The organism is Salmonella sp. HY31 (genome assembly GCF_042604575.1).
GTDB classification, from domain to species: domain Bacteria; phylum Pseudomonadota; class Gammaproteobacteria; order Enterobacterales; family Enterobacteriaceae; genus Salmonella; species Salmonella diarizonae.
In genome coordinates this window covers 4,626,493-4,643,079 of the sequence record NZ_CP170479.1, presented here as the reverse complement: position 1 = coordinate 4,643,079, position 16,587 = coordinate 4,626,493, and the positions used below count along the sequence as shown (strand labels likewise).

Genomic DNA, 16,587 nt, shown 5'->3' with positions numbered 1-16,587 from the left:
CGTCTCCGTTACACCTTTTCCACATTCACAAGGAAGGATTTAAACTCCGGCGTCTGCGTGTTCGCATCGCCGACGAAAGGCGTTAACGTATTGGCGATAAAGCCTTTTTTCGCCACGCCTTCATAGCCCCAGTGAATAGGAATACCGATGGTATCAATATCCTTGCCGTCCGCTTTCAGCGTGCGAATACGCTTGGTCACTACTGCTTTGGCTTTGATATAGCCGCGGTTCGAGGAGACCTTCACGGTATCGCCATGCGCGATGCCGAGCTTATTCGCCAGCTTCTCGCCAATTTCCACAAACTGTTCCGGCTGGGCGATAGCATTAAGCAACGCGTGCTTGGTCCAGTAGTGGAAGTGCTCGGTCAGACGGTAAGTGGTTCCGACATACGGGAATTTATCCGCTTTACCCAGCGCGTCGGCATCGTCTTTAAAGATACGGGCGGCAGGGTTAGAGATAACGTTCGGGTGCAGCGGGTTAGTGCCCAGCGGCGTTTCAAACGGTTCGTAGTGTTCCGGGAACGGCCCTTCCGCCATCTTATCGATGGCAAACAGGCGGCCCATCCCTTCTGGTTGCATGATAAATGGCCCGACGTCGCTGCCCGGCGCGGCGGCGCTGTAGTCCGGAATATCCCATCCGGCCCATTTTCCGCCTTCCCATTTCAGGAGCTGACGTTTCGGGTCCCACGGATTGCCCTGCGGATCTGCGGAGGCGCGGTTATAGAGGATGCGGCGGTTAAGCGGCCATGCCCATGCCCAGCCCAGAGTGTTGCCGAGACCAGACGGGTCGGCATTATCACGACGCGCCATCATGTTGCCTTCCGGCGTCCAGCTACCGGCGAAAATCCAGCAGCCGCTGGAAGTCGTACCGTCATCGCGCAGTTGCGCGAACGAACTGAGCTGTTGGCCTTTCTTCACCACCACCGCGCCGGTTGCCGGGTCGATAAGATCGGCTAGCGCTTTACCGTTACTTTCCATCGCCACTTCTTCAGAGGCGGGTTCATATGGTTTGGTGTAGTTCCAGGTCATATTCAGCACCTGTTCCGGGTTGGCGCCGCCCTGTTCAGAGTACATCTTACGCAGGCGTAAGAAGATACCGGCGAGGATTTCGCCATCGGTCATGGCAATCCCCGGGGCGTCCGCGCCCTTCCAGTGCCACTGTAACCAGCGACCGGAGTTAACGATGGAACCATTTTCCTCGGCAAAGCAGGTGGAAGGCAGACGGAACACTTCGGTCTGGATTTTCGCGGGATCAACGTCGTTCGACTCACCGTGGTTTTGCCAGAAGGTGGACGTTTCGGTGTTGAGCGGATCGATAGTCACCAGGTACTTCAGTTTGGAAAGCGACGCGACCACTTTGTTTTTGTTCGGGAATGAGGCCACCGGGTTAAAGCCCTGGCAGATATAACCGTTGACCTTGCCCTGTTTCATCATCTCGAAGTACTGCAGCACATCATACCCTTTGTCCCACTTCGGCAGCCAGTCGAAGCCCCAGCTATTTTCCGCTGTCGCTTTATCACCAAAGAAGGCCTTCATCATCGAGACGAAGAATTTCGGGTAGTTGCCCCAGTAGTTGACCTGATCCTTCAGCAATGGTTTCGGCGTATTGGCAGCCAGATAGGTTTGCAAATCGGTCTGTTTTTCGCTCGGCAGCGTCAGGTAGCCCGGCAGACTTTGCGACAGCAGTCCTAAGTCGGTCAGCCCCTGAATGTTGGAGTGACCGCGCAGGGCATTAACGCCGCCGCCCGCCATCCCCATGTTACCGAGCAGAAGCTGGATCATCGCCATGGTACGGATGTTCTGCGCGCCGATGGAGTGCTGCGTCCAGCCCAGCGCGTACAGGAACGACGCGGTTTTATCTTTTGCGCTGGTTTCCGCAATGTACTCGCACACTTTCAGGAAGTCCGCTTTCGGCGTACCGCAGATATTTTCTACCACGTCCGGCGTGTAACGAGAGACATGCTGTTTCAACAGATTCCAGACACAGCGCGGGTGTTGCAGTGTCGTATCGCGTTTGGCAAAGCCGTTTTCGTCCAGCTCATAGTGCCAACTGGTTTTATCGTACTGCCGCTTGTCTGCGTCATAGCCGGTGAACAGACCATCATCGAAGCCAAAATCTTCACGCACGATCAGGCTGGCATTGGTATAGGCCTCGGTGTATTCACGATTGTATTTTTCGTTGGTCAGCAGATACAGCATCACGCCTGACAAGAAGGCAATGTCAGTACCCGAGCGTATTGGCGCATAGAAATCGGCCACCGACGCGGTACGCGTGAAGCGCGGATCGACCACAATCAGCTTCGCGCCGTTGTGAATTTTAGCTTCCATCGCCCAGCGGAACCCGACCGGGTGAGCTTCCGCAGCGTTACCGCCCATCACCACGACGAGGTTGGCGTTCTTGATGTCGACCCAGTGGTTGGTCATCGCACCGCGACCAAATGTTGGAGCAAGACTTGCTACCGTTGGTCCGTGTCAGACACGCGCCTGGTTGTCGACCGCGAGCATACCCAGCGCGCGGGAGAATTTTTGCGTTAAATAACCCGTCTCGTTACTGGATGCGGAAGCGCACAGCATCCCGGTAGTGAGCCAGCGGTTAACGGTAACGCCTTCGGCGTTCTGCGCCTGGTAGTTGGCGTCGCGATCTTCCTTCATCAGTTTAGCGATGCGGTCAAACGCTTCTTCCCAGCTGATCTGTTGCCACTTATCTGAACCAGGCGCGCGGTATTCCGGGAATTTCAGGCGACTTTCAGAGTGGATGAAATCCACCAGACCGGCCCCTTTCGGGCACAGCGCGCCACGGTTTACCGGATGATCCGGGTCCCCTTCGATATGGAAAATAGATGCTTTGGCGTTTTTCGCACCGTCGCCGAGGCTGTACATCAACAGCCCGCAGCCAACGGAACAGTAGGTGCAGGTGTTACGGGTTTCGCGGGTGCGCAGCAGTTTATATTGCCGTGTTTCCGCTAGCGCTACGCCGGGCGCGAAGCCCAGTGCCGCTGCCGTGGTGCCTGCCATACCGCCAGCGCAGATCTTAAAGAACTGCCTTCTGCTGACCTGCATGGTTTGCTCCTTGTTTCGACATTGTCACTTCTCTTTCACATTTCTCTATCCGAAACGCTCAGGGAGTGGTTGTTATTTTTCTTTGCGGGCGGGCCCGCAAAAGTTCAGAATTGGGTAAATTTTCCTCCATCCGGGAGGAGTTGTGACAGAATACCATAATGTTGGTGTGTGTGTTCTTATATGGTTAAAAGAAAGTGAACAATATACTGTCTGAAGAAGTCCTAAATGTGACTAATTTCACAACCTCACGCCAGTTGACTCTCTGGAAACGCGAGGATTTGCAGCACCCCCAACTTGATGATGTTGCCGAGGAAGTGCCTGTTGCGCTGGTGTATAACGGCATTTCGCATGTCGTTATGATGGCTTCTCCGAAAGATCTGACGCATTTTGCAATGGGGTTTTCTCTGTCGGAAGGGATCATTGACAGCCCGCGTGACGTTTTTGGCATGGACATTGTGCCGTCCTGTAACGGACTCGAAGTGCAGATAGAACTTTCCAGCCGCCGCTTTATGGGGCTGAAAGAACGCCGCCGCGCGCTGGCGGGTCGCACTGGCTGCGGCGTGTGTGGCGTTGAACAGCTCAATGACATCGGTAAGCCAGTGCAGCCGCTACCGTTTACCCAAACCTTCAATCTCGCTAACCTTGATCGCGCGTTAAAGCATCTGAATGATTTTCAACCGACGGGTAAGCTGACCGGTTGTACTCATGCTGCTGCATGGGTGACGTCATTTGGCGATCTGGCTGGCGGCCATGAGGATGTCGGGCGTCATGTCGCGCTTGATAAACTTTTAGGCCGTCGCGCCGTTGAAGGTGAATGCTGGCACCAGGGCGCGGTGCTGGTTTCCAGTCGCGCCAGTTATGAAATGGTACAGAAGTCGGCGATGTGCGGCGTGGAGATCCTGTTTGCCGTGTCGGCCGCGACAACGCTCGCGGTTGACGTCGCTGAACGGTGTAATCTTACTCTGGTGGGGTTCTGTAAGCCGGGCCGGGCGACGGTTTATACCCATCCGCAGCGATTGATCGATGTATAATTTATATTCAATTAATTTGAAATAGAATGGCAAACCCTTCCGCTTTTAGTTGTTTAGTTATCAGCCTATTATTTATCTTATCAAGGCACCGCACCTTAACCAAACAACAAACCGGAAGGATTTACATCATGAAAACAATCAAAAATTTTGTCGCAGTTATCGCCCTTGCTACCTCTTTCGGCGCATTTGCTGCCCAGTCTGTGACCGCAACCGGTACGACGCTGGAAAACACCGAAGCGAAGATTGCCGCTCAGCCTGAACAAGCAGGCGCAAGCGCTTATAAAATTACCCAGGCATATACCGGCAACCGCGTACATATGACCGCTAAACTGCTGAAATAACAATCGCTATACCGTCGAAAGAGCGCTCTTGAGGCGTTTTGTTGCTCTCACTGATTTAACAGCGCAATAAATGCTTCATAGCCGTCTAATCTGCGAACCGTGTCGGCCGGATGGCGGCATATAACGCTCGCCAGATAACTGAAGATTTTCAGCTCGTGACGCGCAGCAGCGGCAGCGCAGGCGAGCAGCACGCGGTCAACGGGCTCATTATTAACTTGCACAGGGTGCGCCAGGGTGATAAAAAATCCGCGGAAACGTGATTCCCGTTCGCTCCAGCAGTGGGGGATGGCGAGGTGATTGATAATCAGGTTCTCGCCTTCGTTTTCCCTGGCGCAGATTCGCAGCGCGTCATCCTCGGTGATGTGGGCCTGGCTCACTAACCGGTCACAAATTTGCCTGGTGATGGTATTCCAGTCTTCCCCTGGGATATTCGGGTAATGAAAACTTCCTGCCTTAGAAAAGAAGCGTTCAGGCTGTTGGCGAATAAAGGCCGTGGCAAGAAAGTTTTTGATCTGCTCGGTAGCGGAGGCGGTAATGATATTCCTGAACGACAGTACATTCTTTTGCCCCTCATCGAGCAAATAGTGGCTGTTATTGATGATAAGGACCGGAACAATCTCCTGACTTATCGCCTTCACCTCGCCGGGCGTTCGCGCAATCATGACCCGACAATTCAGCACATCCCGTTCAATGGCCTGCTGATTAATGGTAGCAATCGCATTTTGATCGGATAACAAAACGATAGGACGCCGCTCATTCTGATGTCGCTCCAGGGCGCAGGCAAAATAGAGGCCGATCAGATCGCTATCGAACAGCGGAATCTCTACCTGCTCACGCAACTGGGCGATAAAGCACAGGCTCATGTCGAACGCGGCGGGCCACGCGGACTTCAGGTTATTCATACTGCTCTGACGATGCTCCGGTAACCATATGGGCGCGGATACGCATCTGAGCAGATGACCGGTAATGTTATCAATGAGTTGGGTATCAATAATGTTCAACGAGGCGGCACCGGGGACGCGTTGCAGTAGAGAACATACGGCGTCAGCGGAGAGGGTCATTGCCTGCTGTTGCTGTGTTTCCAGAAGGCCGATAAGCGTTCCGAACGCGTTCTCGCCCATGTCGATCCCTCCCTGCGCCACCGCCTTTTTCAGTGACGTATGCCGACATTCCGGCCATGCGGTAGTGAGCTGATTGCGCAGGGCGTAAACCGCCAGCGTCAGGCTGGCGAGATACTCGCCAGGCACGAGGGGAAAATCATCCACCTCTTCACATGCCTGCTGCAACTGTTCAATAACTGTTCGCGTAATGCCCGGTAAGGGAATCAGCAGCGGATCTTTTTTCAGCAGATTCGCCAGCAGAATAATGCGCTTTTCCTCCGGTTCATCGATGAAATGCCCAACGCCCGGACGGCTGGCCATGCAGAATGCGCGTTCATAACGCTGTTTCAGGCGCGGCAATCTGTCCGTCACCCACGTCTCCGGTAAATTGAGCGCCGACGCGAGCTGGGCGCGGGTGGAAAAGGCCTGCAATAACAGGAATGCCAGCAACCGATCGTCATTATCATGCCGTTGCAGCAACTGGAAAAAGCGACGTCTGTCCACAATGTCCAGTTGATAACCCGCATTACCGCCAGGCTGAATACGCGCTTTATCGCTGAGCGTGAAGTTCAGGTAATCAATATCGCGCAGAATGGTGCGGCTCGAAACGCCAGTGTGTCGCGCCAGTTCGCTCAACGACCATCGCTGCTGTTCAAGGAGCTCGACAAGGGTTAACTGGCGTTCGTTTAACATTATCTCACCTGACGAAAATCGCTGAAGGCACTGACCTTATCCGCCGTCAGCGAGGCCAGTAGTTCGCGGACCAGAGTGAACAGCGCGTCGTAATCCGTCGCCGAAATCATGCCGCTGTTGGCGTGCAGATAGCGGGTCGGCAGGCACAGCGCCGCCACCGGACGACCGCCGCCCATCACGTTGTAGCGTCCGCCGTCTGTCGCCCCGGTTTTCATGGTGCAGAACTGCAGAAGCGCCTGGCTGCTTTGCGCGCGCTCTTTTAACGCGGCGACCAGCCGTTGATTGGGGAAATAGCGTTTATCAAACAGCATTAGCCCCGGTCCGGCGCCCAGCTTCAGCGGATATTTGATGCTATCGATGCCGGGCACGTCGCCTGCAACCGCCGTATCCATCACGATCACCACGTCGGGCTTGATATGCTCCGCCGAGGTTTGCGCTCCGCGCAGCCCAACCTCTTCTTCCACGCAGCCGACGCCGTAAAGCGTAATTTCAGGGTTATCTACCGCCTGTAAAAGCTCCGCCATCAGGGCGCAGCCGACGCGGTTATCCAGCGCTTTGCCGACAATCCTGTCCTCGCCCCAACAGGCGAAATTCGCCTCCGGGCTGATAAAATCGCCGATGGCGATGCCGCGTTTTTCCACCTCTTCACGGCTGCTCGCGCCAATATCAATAAACATCTCATCAAACGAGAGCGGCTGTTGTTTCTGCTTTTCCGTTAAAGCGTGCGGCGCAACGGAGCCGATAATACCGGGAATTTTCAATCCTTTGTGGGTGCGAATCGTGACACGATGATTGAGCATCGACTGATTCCACCAGCCGCCTATCGTGGTGAAGCGCAAAAAACCGCTATCGTCGATATGTGTCACCATAAAGCCGACTTCATCCATATGGCCGACAATCGCCACTTTCGGCCCGCGGTTGCCTTTGCGGGCGACAAAGCTGCCGAGGCCGTCAAAGGTGATTTCATCCACGCAGGGGTCCAGCGTATTGATCAAAATCGAGCGAACTTCCTGTTCATCGCCGCTGACGGCGCTGGCTTCGCATAGCTGCTGAAGTAAATCAATGTTCATGGGCAAGCTCCTGCTGCGCGGCTTTACGCCTGAGCCACAATCCTTTCAAAAGGATAATTAACGAAATGTTCAGCGTCAGACCAATCGCCAGCACCAGATAAAATGCCCCTACCGGTGACATCAGACCAATCAGCGGGTCAAAGATACCTAAACCTGGCGCCAGGCGTTTGATTCCGAAGGCGATAACCAGCATGCCGGCAATGCCGCCGGAGAGCGTATTGGCGGTAATCATCGGCAGCGGTGCGGCCAGCGCATAAGGGATCGCGGGTTCGGTGGCGACGGTAGCGCCTACCACAATTGCGCTGCTGGCGGCGGCTTTCTCCTGCTGGGTAAACAGCTTCGGCGCAAGATACGTAGCGATACCCGCCGCGACGGGCGGCATCAGCGCCACCACGCCGACAATGGCGTACCAGTCGTAGATATGTTTTTCCAGTAGCGAGAAGCAGAAGAACCAGGCGGTTTTGTTGATTGGCCCGCCCATATCAAACGCCAGCATCGCGCCAACGAGGAAGGCCGCGCCCATTTTCATCGTCGGTGGAATGGTGTTCAGGAAGTGCAGCAGACCGCCCATCACGTCGGACATCACCGGGCCGATGACGTAATACGTCAGCACGCCGAACAGCAGTAGCGTGACGAACGGGATAAGCATCGAGCCGAGCAGCGGCTGAAGCGCTTTACCGAGACGGACTTTGCGAAACCACAGTACAAAGTAGCCGATCGCCAGCCCCAGCACCACTGCGCCGAGAAAACCCGCGCCGGACTGGGTGCCCAGCAGCCCTTTATCGTTGGCCAGATAGCAGACCAGAAACGCCGGAGCGAACGCCGGTTTATCGGCGATGGATCACGCGATATAGGCCCCCATAATCGGGATCATAAAGGTGAAGCCCAGGTAGCCGATGGATTCGACCACCCAGGTAAACGACGGTTCGCCTTTCGACATATCGGTGTACGGTAAACCGAACTGCACCAGCATATTGGCGATAGCGATTAGTATCCCGCCGCCAATCACGAACGGCAGCGCGGCGGAAACGCCCGCCATCAGATGGCTCATCACGCTACCCTGCTGCACATCCTGCTTACCCAACTTGACGCCGTTATCGACGGCGAAAAGCTGCGAATGTGTCGGTAACTCGTTAAAAATCTGCTCGATATTTTTTAACGCCTGGGAAATCGCAATCTCATAGACCTTTTTCCCGGCGAAGCGCGAGCGGTCTTCAGCGCTTAAGCCACGCCCGATTGCCAGAATCACATAATCGGCGGCGGCGATCTCCTCCTGGGTGAGGTGGTTTTCAACGCCGCTTGAACCCTGGGTCTCCACTTTAATGGTATGGCCTAGCGAACGCGCTTTTTGCTCCAGCGCCTCCGCCACCATATAGGTGTGGGCGATTCCCGCCGGGCAGTTGGTGATCGCCACTAAACGTAAGGATGACTCCATTGTCGCTTCCTTATGAGGTTAGAGTTTGATTTAACAAAGAAAGTACCTGGTCGGTATTCCCTTGCTTTAACTGGTTGATAAAATCCTGGTGGATGATTTTGCGGCACAGGGTGCCGATAATTTTGACCTGATCGTCTTCGCCGGCCTGCGGCACGCCGAGGCAGATCCAGCAGTTCACGCCCTCGCCGTCGCTGGCCTTCCAGTCCACGTTTTTAGATTTGCGCGCAAACAAAACAAAGGGATGCTTCACGCAGGCGCTTTTACCATGCGGTACGGCGATGCCTGAGCCGAACCCCGTGGAATGCAACTTTTCCCGCAGTAGCAGAGTTTGCAGGAACTGATGGCAATCGGTGGTATAGCCGTTCTGGAACGCCATCTCTGCCAGTTGTTTGAGAATGGAATAAGCGCTGTTGCCCTGAATATTGAGATCGATGCAGTTCGTTGTAAGGGCGGTCATGATGGGGCTCCGTTAAAATCTGTTTAATCTGATTTTAACGAGGAGACGGTCAAGAGATGAGCGGTAATATGTCGGGAGGGAGTGACAATATGCCGTTGAGTTACTTCTCAATTTTGCGGAGTGTCACACACTATACGGCATTGTATAACCCTGATGAATTTTTCCATGTCAGGGTTACGATGGGTTCAATGTAATCCTGCCAGCCGCAGCAGTGCCGTCACTACCGCGGCGGCGATAATCACCACAATCAGCGGCATTTTACGCCAGGCTAAAAATACGGCGAAGGAGACGCCCAATACGCGCGCCATTCCGGCAAAATGTTCGCCTTCGTAAAAGGTTGTGGCCAGCGCGACAGAGAATAACAGCACCGTTGCCGCATCCGAGAGTAGTGCCTGTGAACGCTCAGACAGCGCCAGACGGCTGCCAAGTTTCGCGCCGCCGAGGCGCATCGAATAGGTTCCCGCGGATAAAAGAGCAATACCGATGATAAATAGCGTCATATTGCCCATTATTTTTTCCTCGCCAGTAGGCCAAGCAGCGAAAGCAACACCGGCAATCCGGCAGCCACAAAGGGAACGGCGGCAAGCGACAGCGCGGCACCGCTACAACCACGAATCAATGTGGTGCGATTTTTAAACGCCGGGATCACCAGCGCCAGTAAGATCGCCGGGAATACGGCATCCAGACCAATGGTCTCCGGCGCGGGCAGCAATTTGCCGACCAGTGTGCCGAGTAGTGTCCCTGTCGGCCATAAAATGGCGACGCCTAACCCGCACAGCCAGTAAGCCGCTTTACGCTGTTCCGGCGTTTTTTGCGACAGGCCGAACACCACGCTCTCATCATTCATGATATGGCAGCCGAAAAAGCTGGCGGCGCGGGTGCCAACCAAATCGCGCACCGTTACGCCAAACGGCACATGGCGGGCATTCACCAACAATCCTGCCGCCGCCGCCAGCGGATTGCCGCCGCTGGCGACAATGCCGATAAACATAAATTCGGACGCGCCTGCCAGCACAAAAATAGAGAGTACAAACGGCACCCACATCGGGAAACCGTAGGCCATCGCCAGCGAGCCATAGGATATGCCGACGACGCCCACGGCCAGGCACACTAAAAATATCGCTTTTATCGTGTCTCCCTTGAGACAGGAAAAATAGTGTTTCATCTTCTTTAGTCATATCGAACGAATTTTCATTATAATGAACGGAACAGATTCGCTTTACAAGACGAACGTTTCGTTCGTTATAGTGAACATTGGATGCTTTATGACACAACCTATTAGCGTTATCGCCAGAAGCCTGGTGCGCGAGCGCCAGCGAACCGGGCTGTCGCTGGCGGAGATTGCGCGGCGCGCAGGCATTGCTAAATCTACGCTTTCACAACTGGAAGCGGGGAACGGCAACCCCAGCCTGGAGACGCTATGGTCGCTGTGCGTCGCGCTCGATATTCCCTTTGCCAGGCTGCTGGAGCCGCAGGTACAAAAAACGCAGGTGATTCGCCGCGGGGAAGGCACCAAAGTGGTGGCGGAACAGGCGCATTATCAGGCGATATTACTGGCGGCGTGTCCGCCCGGCGCCCGGCGTGATATCTATCTGCTGTTGACGCAGCCGGGGGCCGACCGGATCTCTCACCCGCATCCGCCAGGGTCGGTGGAACATATTATTGTTACGCAGGGAAAAGCCCTCGTCGGTTTAACCGAAGCACCGGAAGAGCTGGCGGAGGGGGATTACATTTGTTATCCCGGCGACCAGGCGCATATCTTTAAAGCGCTGGAACCGGATACTCAGGCTATCCTGGTAGCAGAGCAGAATTGAAATTGCCGGATGGCGGCGTAACCGCCTTATCCGGCCTACAAAAAATAAAACCGTAGGCCCGGTAAGCTTGCGCCACCGGGCACGCGACTTACTGCAGATAGAACACCTCTTTCAGCTCTGTGCTGACCGGGCTGTTATCCGGATTCGCGGGCATCACATCGCGCATATGTCGCCACCAGCGCTGGCAAACATCGGTACTGGCGACGGCGTTCCAGCGCGCTTCGGATTCAATCTCAACGGTAGCGAACAGCAGATTGCGCTCCTGATCGAGATAAATCGCGTAGTGATGCGCGCCGTGAGATTTTAATACGGCTTCCAGCTCCGGCCAGATTGGGTTATGACGACGCTGATACTCCTCGTGCGCGTCGGCATTTACCTGCATCACAAAGGCTTTGCGAATCATAACGCCTCCAGGTACAGCTCGCGAACTTCATCGCGGCTGGCGGCGCGCGGGTTACACGGCGCGCACGGGTCGGCGAGGGCTTTATCCAGCCAGCCTTCGATATCTTCTTTGGTGACGCCCAGCTTGTTGAAACCTTCTGGAATGCCGACGCGTTTGCTCAGCGTGCGGATAGCGTTAATCGCTTCCTGGCTTGCGGCTTCGTCAGACATACCACGCGTATCCACGCCCATCGCCTGTGCGAGGCGGGCAAAACGCGCGATGGCGTTCGGACGGTTAAAGTTCTCGACAATTGGCAGCAGGATAGCGTTGCAGACGCCGTGCGGCAGGTTGTGGGTTGCGCCCGGCTGGTGCGCCAGCGCGTGAACCAGCCCCAAACCGGCGCTGTTGAACGCCATACCCGCCAGGTACTGGCCGAATGCCATCTGCTCGCGCGCGTCGAGATTATGACCGTCATCAACCGCTTTCGGCAGCCACTGGCTAATCAGGCGAATCGCCTCCAGCGCATTGGCGTCGGTAAGCGGATGCGCGCCGACAGAAACATAGGCTTCCACCGCGTGGGTGAGCGCATCCATCCCGGTCGCGGCGGTCACAGAAGCGGGGATCTCCAGCATGACGCTGGCGTCATCCACCGCGATATCCGGGATGATGTTCGGATCGATAATGACTTCTTTTACCTGACGCCCGGAGTCGATGATAACCGCATTGCTGGTCATTTCCGCCGCGGTGCCTGCCGTGGTATTAATCGCTACCAGCGGTACGCCAGCGTTTTTCACTTTGCCGACGCCGGAGTAGGCGATGGAAGGACCAGGGTTGGCGGTAAGTATTTTCACTGCTTTTGCGGTATCGATTGGGCTGCCGCCGCCGAAGGCGATAATGTAGTCGCAGTTCGCGTCCTGCCAGGCCGCAAACCCTTTTTGCACCAACGCTTCCGTTGGATTCGGGAAGACGTCATCGAACAGATGGTAAGGCATGTTATGCGCATCCAGTGCGCTAAACAGGCTGTCTAACAGGCCAAGTTTGACCAGTTGACCGTCGGTGACGATCAGCGCTTTGCCCCATTGCTTATTGGCGACCAGATTGACCATATCGCCAATGGCCCCTGCACCGTGCAGGCTGATTTTCGGCAATGCCAACATAAAGCTCATAAACATTCTCCTTGAAAATAGATCCCTGTTGCGTTGTCGCCCGATGGCGCTACGCTGGAATGTAGGCCGGATAAGGCAACAGCCGCCATCCGGCTCTGGGATATCAATACAGCGCTATGGCGCTGGCCAGCGGGGTTACGCCAAAGCGTTTAGCGAGCGCCGCCAGCTCGTCACGCGCGATCGTCTGTTTCATACCGCCCATCGAATAGATTTTGACTAATACCTCAGCGGATTTCTCTGCGGTATCGATCAAACCGAAGGTTTCATCCAGCGTAGGTCCGCTTCCGAACACGCCGTGGAACGGCCACAGTACCAGCGAATGTTTCTGCATTTCTTGCGCGGTGGCCTGGCCGATTTCATCGGTGCCTGGCACTATCCACGGCAGAATGCCGACACCGTCCGGGAATACCACCAGGCATTCGGTGCTGCCTTCCCACAGTTTGCGGGTAATCAGCGCAGTGTTGTTTTCCAGCACGTAGGTGAGGGCGATCAGGTTAGTCGCATGGCAATGCATAATGACGCGGTCTTTGCCGTGGGTGGCTTTGATGCGTTCGCAGTGGGAGAGGAAATGCGCCGGGAGTTCAGAGGTGGGTACGGCGTCATGGGTTAAGCCCCACAGAATGTGGTAGCCTGCGCCGTTGCTGTCAATTTTAACCACGCCTAAATTGGCTGCCGGATCGAGCTGAACGTTGCGGAAAAATTTGCCGGAGCCGGTAACGACAAACGGTGTATTCGCCAGCAGCGGCATTGGTTGATTTAGCGCGATATAGCGTGGTTTTTCGTGGAAATTAGCCGCAAAAGGCGCGATATCGGCTTCATCCACACGTAGCGTCAGGTTACCGCCATTACGTTCGTCCCACCCTTTTAGCCACGCATCAGACGTGGCTTTAATCATGCCCTGGACAAACCAGGAATCGGTAATATTTTGCATGTTCGTGTTCCTGTTGATTATCCGAAACCTCTCGGATGTCATGTAGGCCGGATAAGCGCCTTATCCGCCTACAATTTGTGATGTTTAGCGACGTTTACTCAGAATGTCTTTCTCATACGCCCGCACGCTTTCCAGCCACTGGCTGCCTGCCGGCGTGTCGTGACGCTGGCAATACATTTCCCAGACGGCTTGCCACGGCAGGGATTTTTGCTCTTCCAGCAGCGCCAGACGCGCGGTGTAATCGCCGCTGGCCTCAAGCTGACGCAGTTGAACTGTGGGTTCCAGCAGAGCGCGCAGCAGCGCTTTTTTCATGTTGCGGGTACCGATAACCCACGCGGCGATGCGGTTGATAGAGGCGTCGAAGAAATCCAGACCGATATGCACGCGGTCGAACAGGTTATGACGGACGATCTCGCTGGCAATTGCCTGGGTTTCATCGTCCAGCAGCACTACGTGGTCGCTATCCCAGCGTACCGGGCGGCTGACGTGCAGCAGCAGCCGTGGCACATAGAGGATGGCGGCGGAAATTTTGTCGGAAATCATTTCAGTGGGATGGAAGTGTCCCGCATCCAGACACAGCGCGGTCTGACGGCTGGTGGCATAGCCCATGTAGAACTCACTGGAGCCAACGGTGTAGCTTTCCGCGCCGATGCCAAACAGTTTGCTTTCGACCGCATCGATGTGGTGCATCGGGTCGAATTTCTCGCTAATGACCTCATCCAGCGCTTCCAGCAGGCGCTGACGCGGGGCTAAACGGTCGACGGTAATGTCTTTCATGCCGTCCGGAATCCAGATGTTCATCACCGACGGCGTACCGAGCTGCTCACCAAAGTATGCCGAGACGCGGCGGCTGGCTTTGCAGTGATCGATCCAGAACTGGCGGATGTTGTCATTAGCGTGCGACAGGGTGAAACCGTCGGCGCTCAGCGGATGCGAAAAGCAGGACGGGTTAAAGTCCAGGCCGAGCTTATTGGCCTTTGCCCACGCTACCCAGTTTTTAAAATGCTCGGGTTTGATCCGATCGCGGGCAACCGGCGTATCCGACTCAAGGTAAATGGCGTGCAGGTTTAGCCGTTTTGGCCCCGGGATCAGACGCAGCGCCTGTTCCAGATCGGCGCGCAGTTCGGTGGCGTTACGCGCTTTGCCCGGATAGTTGCCGGTCGCCTGAATTCCGCCCGTCAGCGAACCTTCCGGGTTCTCGAATCCGGCAACATCGTCGCCCTGCCAGCAGTGCATGGAAACCGGCAGGCGATCGAGCTGGCGCAGCGCCGCCTCGACATCAATACCTACTGCGGCGAAACGTTGTTTTGCCAGTTCCCAGGCTTGTTCCAGTTGAGTGGTCATGCGCAAAGCTCCTTTGTATGTCGTTTGGGTTGAAACTGCGCAACGTGGCGGGCAATTTCACTATCAGGATTAGGGATATAGGTTGTCAGGTCGTAGTTGGCGCTGACGACCTGACGGAAGTCATCGACGTTGTTTAATTCGTCGAGGGTCATAAGCTGAATACCAATACTGCCAAGGGTGGAGGCTTCAATCGGCCCAGCCATCACGCGAATACCACACGCATCGGCGCACAACTGGTTGAGTAGAGCGTTCTGGCATCCGCCGCCGACAATATGCAGTTGGGTAAATGCTTCGCCGCGCAGATTTGCCAGTTCGTGCAGAATGTCGGCATACAACAGCGCCAGACTGTCGAAAATGCAGCGCGCCAGTTCGGCATCGCTGAGGGGAACGGGCTGGCCGGTCTCGTGACAGGCAGCCTGAATTTCGGTGCGCATATCGTCAGGATTGATAAAGCGATCGTCATTCGGGTTAATCAGGAAACGGCAGGCCGGCAGCGCTTCTGTTTGGGCGATAAGCGCAGGTAGATCGGTAATGCGCCGTTCTTTCAGCACGCGCTGGAGCAGCCACAAACCCATAATGTTTTTCAGTACCCGATAACGCCCTTCCGCGCCGCCTTCGTTGGTGATATTGGCGGCCAGCGCGTCGTCTGTGGTGTAAGGCATTTTGCTTTCAAAACCCATCAACGACCAGGTGCCTGAAGACAGGTAAGCGCTATGTTTATTTGCCAGCGGAGAGGCAATAACGGCGCTGGCGGTATCGTGACTGGCGACGGCTACCACCGGAATACGGTTGCCCTGCGGGCAAATCCAGTCGCCGATAACATTGCCCGGGTGCGAGGGGCGACCGAACCAGCTTTTTTTCGCGCCGGTCCACGCCAGTAGGGTATCGTCCCAGTCATCGGTATTGATATTGACCAACTGGGTGGTCGTGGCGTTGGTGTATTCCCAGTTCATTTCACCGGTCAGGCGGTAGCTGAAATAATCGGGCATCAGCAGCGCATGAGCGACCTGCGCCGTTAACTCAGGCTGTTGCTTCGTCAGCGCGCGTAGCTGATAGACGGTGTTAAACGGCAGAAACTGAATCCCGCTGCGGCGATAGATTTCGCTTTTGCCGATCTGGACCAGCGCTTGCGACATGATGCCCATGGTACGGTTATCGCGGTAGGAGACCGGCAGGCCGACACGCTGACCTTGTTTATCCAGCAGGACATAATCGACGCCCCAGGTGTCGATGCCGATGCTGTCGATAAGAATGCCTTCATCGCAGACTTTCTTCAGACCAAGACGGATATCCTTTTCCAGACTGTCGATGTCCCAGGTGTCAAACCCGTCTGTTTTTTGTAGGCAGTTCACAAAACGGTGGATTTCACGTAGCGTCAGGGTACGGTGTTTGCGGTCATAACGCGCCAGCATCACGCGCCCGCTGGATGCGCCGAGATCAACCGCGACACAATGGCGAAAAGTCATAATGAGGTCCTTCTTAGAGTCATTGCGCACAGTCTAAAAAAGCCCTCAAAGGCCTACCTTCTCGTTACTGACAGGAAAATGAGCCGCTGGCAACAAGGCAAAGATGAACGTGATAGCGTTCACAGTTTCTACTAATAGGCCGGTGTGATGTCGTCCGCATTTCCCGCTTTTTCCCGCCTTTTCTTGAAAAAAAGACCATGTTTGCGCGCTTTAGCGTCAAAAATTTAAGGTGAGACCGATAACCCTTAATTACTATCACTAGGCCGGAGAAATTCGGCGAAAACGCCTGGAGGCGAGG

The 16,587-nt window shown here is 55.3% G+C and carries 14 protein-coding genes and 1 pseudogene; 3 read left to right on the top strand and 12 right to left on the bottom strand.

Features of this window, described 5'->3' with window-relative positions; genetic code table 11:
• Positions 1-8: 8 nt before the first annotated feature.
• Positions 9-3,059, bottom strand: a complete 3,051-nt coding sequence (fdnG, locus tag ACE15A_RS22210; protein ID WP_077918494.1) for a formate dehydrogenase-N subunit alpha — start codon at positions 3,057-3,059, stop codon at positions 9-11.
• A 194-nt stretch (positions 3,060-3,253) separates the two neighbouring features.
• On the opposite strand from fdnG, the gene fdhD reads away from it, so the two are divergent.
• Together fdhD and ACE15A_RS22200 are read left to right on the top strand one after the other, a co-directional pair.
• Positions 3,254-4,090: a formate dehydrogenase accessory sulfurtransferase FdhD gene (gene fdhD, locus ACE15A_RS22205; RefSeq protein WP_023249118.1), complete on the top strand. Its 837-nt coding sequence runs from the start codon at positions 3,254-3,256 to the stop codon at positions 4,088-4,090.
• A gap of 128 nt (positions 4,091-4,218) precedes the next feature.
• Positions 4,219-4,431, top strand: a complete 213-nt coding sequence (locus ACE15A_RS22200) for a YdgH/BhsA/McbA-like domain containing protein (RefSeq protein ID WP_053509960.1) — start codon at positions 4,219-4,221, stop codon at positions 4,429-4,431.
• A gap of 47 nt (positions 4,432-4,478) precedes the next feature.
• Here ACE15A_RS22200 and ACE15A_RS22195 read toward each other — a convergent pair whose 3' ends face one another.
• From ACE15A_RS22195 to ACE15A_RS22170, 6 genes and pseudogenes are all read right to left on the bottom strand, one after another.
• Positions 4,479-6,224, bottom strand: coding sequence for a putative frv operon regulatory protein (locus ACE15A_RS22195; protein WP_053509962.1), 1,746 nt, complete (start codon positions 6,222-6,224; stop codon positions 4,479-4,481).
• Positions 6,224-7,294: an aminopeptidase gene (locus tag ACE15A_RS22190; RefSeq protein ID WP_053509964.1), complete on the bottom strand. Its 1,071-nt coding sequence runs from the start codon at positions 7,292-7,294 to the stop codon at positions 6,224-6,226. The genes ACE15A_RS22195 and ACE15A_RS22190 overlap by 1 nt, the downstream gene beginning before the upstream one ends.
• Positions 7,284-8,729, bottom strand: a pseudogene (locus tag ACE15A_RS22185) (PTS fructose-like transporter subunit IIBC). Before ACE15A_RS22185 ends, ACE15A_RS22190 begins: the two are co-directional and overlap by 11 nt.
• A gap of 10 nt (positions 8,730-8,739) precedes the next feature.
• Complete coding sequence (locus ACE15A_RS22180; protein WP_023249123.1) at positions 8,740-9,186, bottom strand: PTS fructose transporter subunit IIA; 447 nt, start codon at positions 9,184-9,186, stop codon at positions 8,740-8,742.
• A 185-nt stretch (positions 9,187-9,371) separates the two neighbouring features.
• The gene (locus tag ACE15A_RS22175) at positions 9,372-9,695 is read right to left on the bottom strand and encodes an AzlD domain-containing protein (protein WP_053509968.1); all 324 of its coding nucleotides are present in this window, start codon (positions 9,693-9,695) and stop codon (positions 9,372-9,374) included.
• Complete coding sequence (locus ACE15A_RS22170) at positions 9,695-10,351, bottom strand: AzlC family ABC transporter permease (protein WP_129382514.1); 657 nt, start codon at positions 10,349-10,351, stop codon at positions 9,695-9,697. Before ACE15A_RS22170 ends, ACE15A_RS22175 begins: the two co-directional genes overlap by 1 nt.
• A 100-nt stretch (positions 10,352-10,451) precedes the next feature.
• Between ACE15A_RS22170 and ACE15A_RS22165 the strand changes: the two genes are divergently transcribed.
• Positions 10,452-11,000, top strand: a complete 549-nt coding sequence (locus ACE15A_RS22165; RefSeq protein ID WP_001517951.1) for a helix-turn-helix domain-containing protein — start codon at positions 10,452-10,454, stop codon at positions 10,998-11,000.
• An 88-nt stretch (positions 11,001-11,088) separates the two neighbouring features.
• Here ACE15A_RS22165 and rhaM read toward each other — a convergent pair whose 3' ends face one another.
• The 5 genes from rhaM to rhaB all read right to left on the bottom strand — a co-directional run bounded on the left by rhaM (position 11,089) and on the right by rhaB (position 16,289).
• A complete protein-coding gene (rhaM, locus tag ACE15A_RS22160; protein ID WP_053509972.1) occupies positions 11,089-11,403 on the bottom strand; it encodes an L-rhamnose mutarotase in 315 nt (104 codons plus the stop codon).
• Positions 11,400-12,548: a lactaldehyde reductase gene (gene fucO / locus ACE15A_RS22155; RefSeq protein ID WP_053509974.1), complete on the bottom strand. Its 1,149-nt coding sequence runs from the start codon at positions 12,546-12,548 to the stop codon at positions 11,400-11,402. Before fucO ends, rhaM begins: the two co-directional genes overlap by 4 nt.
• A gap of 103 nt (positions 12,549-12,651) precedes the next feature.
• Entirely contained in the window at positions 12,652-13,479 is an 828-nt protein-coding gene (gene rhaD / locus ACE15A_RS22150) for a rhamnulose-1-phosphate aldolase (RefSeq protein WP_053509976.1), read from the bottom strand.
• A gap of 84 nt (positions 13,480-13,563) precedes the next feature.
• Positions 13,564-14,823: an L-rhamnose isomerase gene (rhaA, locus tag ACE15A_RS22145; RefSeq protein WP_064055813.1), complete on the bottom strand. Its 1,260-nt coding sequence runs from the start codon at positions 14,821-14,823 to the stop codon at positions 13,564-13,566.
• Positions 14,820-16,289: a rhamnulokinase gene (rhaB, locus tag ACE15A_RS22140; RefSeq protein ID WP_053509981.1), complete on the bottom strand. Its 1,470-nt coding sequence runs from the start codon at positions 16,287-16,289 to the stop codon at positions 14,820-14,822. Before rhaB ends, rhaA begins: the two co-directional genes overlap by 4 nt.
• Positions 16,290-16,587: the final 298 nt, after the last annotated feature.